5 protein-coding genes are annotated in these 3,680 nt (G+C 67.5%); all 5 read left to right on the forward strand.

Annotated elements, in window-relative coordinates:
- Positions 1-448 (forward strand): type VI secretion system-associated FHA domain protein TagH (gene tagH / locus B8115_RS02450; protein ID WP_010626157.1); only part of this gene is annotated, 448 nt, incomplete at its 5' end.
- A gap of 26 nt (positions 449-474) precedes the next feature.
- Complete coding sequence (gene tssJ / locus B8115_RS02455; RefSeq protein WP_083861755.1) at positions 475-1,029, forward strand: type VI secretion system lipoprotein TssJ; 555 nt, start codon at positions 475-477, stop codon at positions 1,027-1,029.
- Complete coding sequence (tssK, locus tag B8115_RS02460) at positions 1,029-2,363, forward strand: type VI secretion system baseplate subunit TssK (protein WP_010626159.1); 1,335 nt, start codon at positions 1,029-1,031, stop codon at positions 2,361-2,363. The genes tssJ and tssK overlap by 1 nt, the downstream gene beginning before the upstream one ends.
- Before the next feature lie 3 nt (positions 2,364-2,366).
- Positions 2,367-3,212, forward strand: coding sequence for a type IVB secretion system protein IcmH/DotU (gene icmH / locus B8115_RS02465; RefSeq protein ID WP_010626160.1), 846 nt, complete (start codon positions 2,367-2,369; stop codon positions 3,210-3,212).
- An 8-nt stretch (positions 3,213-3,220) separates the two neighbouring features.
- Positions 3,221-3,680 (forward strand): Clp protease N-terminal domain-containing protein (locus B8115_RS02470; RefSeq protein WP_010626161.1); only part of this gene is annotated, 460 nt, incomplete at its 3' end.

A 3,680-nucleotide genomic window follows, 5' to 3' on the forward strand; every position in this document is an offset into this window, starting at 1 on the left:
CCAGGACGACAGCCGCTATCCGCTGCGCGACCGTCGCCTGCAGCCGATCGAGGACAACCCGCTGCGCCTCGGCCAACCCTACCGCGAGACGGTAGAGACGATGTTCTCCGCCCGCCGCAGCCCGGTGCACCTCTCGGCGCCGGCGGCCGTCACCGAGTGCCTGACCCATCAGGGGCAGCATCAGGCGGCGGTGGAGGAGGCCATCGGCGAGGCGCTGCAGGCGATCCTCGATGCCTTCGCTCCCGACGCCCTGCTCAAACGCTTCCACGCCTATCGCGGCGCCGGCAACCGTCTCGACGACGAGGGCAGCTGGGCGTGGGAGATGTATCGCCATTACTACCAGGAGCTCAACTCCGGCCGTCAGCAGGGCTTCGCCAAGCTGTTCTGGGAGGTGTTCGAGCAGGCCTACGACCAATCGGTGCGACGTCAGCAGCGCGAAGCCAAGTGAACACAACAAGACGGGACGCAGGAAACATGAGTACAAGACTTTTGCGCGCAAGCAAGGCCTCGGGGCGCTCCTTGACGTGGCTGGCGGTGCTGCTGCTGGCGCTGGTTCTCAGCGGCTGTACCACCATCGGCAAGACCTGGCAGGTGATTCGCGATCCCTCGATCCCGGTGGGCCACCCCGAAGACCGCCCGACTCGGGTCGATCTGGCCATGCTCGCCGAGCCCGACGTCAATCCCAACTTCGAGGGCGAGGGTACGCCGCTGCGTTTCCAGATCCTGCAGCTCAAGGACGACTCAATGCTGATGGCGGCCGACCACCAGCAGCTGCTCAACGATCTGGAAGGCGCCCTGGGCACCAACTATCTCTCGCATGACGACTTCACCCTGCTGCCGGGGCAGTGGAAGTTCTACGAGCCGTTCGACATCGACGAAGAGACCCGCTACATCGGGCTGATCGCCTTCTACAACAACCCCGACCAGACCGAATGGAAGAAGGTGGTCCGGGTCGCCTCGCGCAGTGAGGACTACCACCTGCTGGTGCACCTGCGCGCCGACGAGGCCGAGTTGAGGAAGGAAGACTGATGGCCAGCCGCAACCGAGTGGTATGGAGCGAAGGGCTGTTCATCAAGCCGCAGCACTTCCAGCAGCAGCAGCGCAGCCTCGAGGGCCTGCTCGAGACACGCCTGCGCGGCATCAGCCACGCCCTGTACGGCTTCCAGACCCTGGAGCTCAACGCCGAGTACCTGAGCTTCGGGCGCATCGCCATCAGCCGTGCCAGCGGCGTGATGCCCGACGGTACGGCCTTCCTGCTGCCCGAAGACGACATCGAGCCGCAGCCGCTGGAGATCGACGACGCCGGTATCGCCAACCAGCTCGTCTACCTCTGCCTGCCGCTGGCCACCGATGCGGTGGGCGAGGTGCGCTGGCCCGACGACGACCTGCCGACCCGCTATCGCCTGGCCCAGCGCAGCGTACGCGACCTGCACTCCCGCGATGGCGATACCGCCATTCTCGATGTCGCCCGGGTCGCACCCAGGCTGCTGCTCGAGCGTGACGACCGCAGCGCCTACACCTGTCTGGCGGTAGCGCGCATCCATGAGCGGCGCCCCGACGGCAGTCTGGTGCTCGACGAGCAGTTCATTCCCACGCTGCTCAACGTGCAGGCGGCGCCGGTGCTGCAGCGCTTCGTCGGCGAGATGGCCGGACTGATGCGCGAACGCGCGCGCAATATCGCTCATCGCCTCGCCTCGCCGCACCAGGCCGGCGTGGCCGACGTCTCCGACTTCATGCTGCTGCAGCTGCTCAACCGCGCCCAGCCGCGCTTCCAGCACCTGGCGCGCCTGGGTCATCTGCACCCGGAGCGGCTGTTCGCCACCATGCTGGAGACCGCCAGTGAACTGGTGACATTCACCGACGAGTCGCGGTTGCCGCCGGAGTATCCGGCCTACGACCACGACCACCCCGAGCGGGCCTTCCGCATGCTGATGCAGAGCCTGCGTCAGGCGCTCTCCACCGTGCTCGAGCCGCGCGCACTGGCGATCCAGCTGCAGTCGCGCCGCTACGGCCTGCTGGTGGCACCGCTGGCCGATCCGGCCCTGCTCGAAAGCGCCGATTTCATCCTCGCGGTGCGTGCCGACATGCCCCACGAGCGGCTGCGCAAGCTGTTCCTGCAGCAGACCAAGGTGGCCAGCGTGGAGCGCATCCGCGACCTCATCAGCCTGCAGCTGCCCGGCGTGCCGCTGGAGCCGCTGCCGGTGGCCCCGCGCGAACTGCCCTACCACGCCGGCTACAGCTACTTCCGTCTCGACCGGCAGAGCCAGGCCTGGAGCATGCTCGACGGTGCCAGCGGTTTCGCCTTCCACGTGGCGGGCGAATTCCCCGGGCTCGAAATGCAGTTCTGGGCGATCAGGAGCTAAGCCATGCAAGAACTTGCCACCACGCGATACGAACCCGAGGCTGGCGCCGTGGCGCGCTATGCCCCCACTCGCCATGAGGACCGCATCGACGAGCGCGGGCTGGAGCGGCTGATCCACAGCCATGCCGAACAGCTCGACGCCGACGAGGAGTACTGGTTCCGCCTGCGCGGCTACAACCTCAACCCGCTGGCCGACGCCGCCAGTTCGCTGCTGGGCATGGTGCTGCGGGTGCGCCAGCTCGACGGCATGGACGATCTCGACCGGCTCTACCGCCAGGTGGTCGACGAGATCGCGGCCATCGAGGTGGAGCTCACCGAGCAGGGCTACGACCGGCCCACGCTGCTGGCCTTCCGCTACGTGCTCTGCTCGTTCATCGACGAGGCGGTGATGGGCACGCCTTGGGGGCACCAGAGCAGCTGGGCCGAGCACTCGCTGCTGACGCGTTTCCACAACGAGACCTGGGGCGGCGAGAAGGTCTTCTCGATTCTTGCCCGACTGCAGCAGGAGCCGCAGCGCTACCGCGACATGCTGGAGTTCATCTACCTCTGCCTGTGTCTCGGCTTCGAGGGGCGCTACAAGGTCATGGACCACGGCCGCGAGGAGTACGAGCACATCGTGCGCACCCTCGGCGACCAGTTGGCGTCCCTCAGCGACACCCCTGAGGACAGTCTGACCCGGCCGCTCGACAACGTCATGCCGGGACGCCGCCATCGCGGTCGCGGCATGCCGGTGTGGGGCGTGTTCGCACTGTTCGCCGTCGCCATGGTTGGCGCCTACCTGGGCTTCGCCTGGACGCTCGATCAGCAAGCGGCCCAGGTCGGTACCCTTCTCGATCAGATTTACCGTTAGGAGATCCCATGCTCAGGGTAGAGCTTCCCGCGCTCATCGGCCGCCTCAATGCCGTTTCCCGTCAAGGCCTGGAGCAGGCCGCGGTGCTGTGTGCCGAGCAGCAGGCCCCCGAGGTCACTGCCGGCCACCTGCTGCTGGCGCTGATCGATCAGCCGCTGTGCGACCTGCGCTGCCTGCTCGAAGGGCAGGGCGTCGACCTCCACGAGCTGCGCGCGCGGCTGGCCGAGGAGACCCGCCCGCCGCGGGATCTGGCCGTCACCACGCCGAGCTTCTCGCCGCTGCTGGTCGAGCTGCTGCAGGACGCCTGGCTGCTGGCCACGACCGAATTCAGCTACGACAGCCTGCGCAGCGGCATGATCTTCACCGCCCTGCTGCACAACACCGGGCGCTATGTGGGGCCGCGCAGCGCCGCGCTGCTGGCGGAGATCAATCGTGAGGGGCTGCGTCGCGGCTTCGAGCGGCTGGCCG

The organism is Halomonas sp. KM-1 (assembly GCF_000246875.1).
GTDB classification, from domain to species: Bacteria; Pseudomonadota; Gammaproteobacteria; order Pseudomonadales; family Halomonadaceae; genus Halomonas; species Halomonas aerodenitrificans.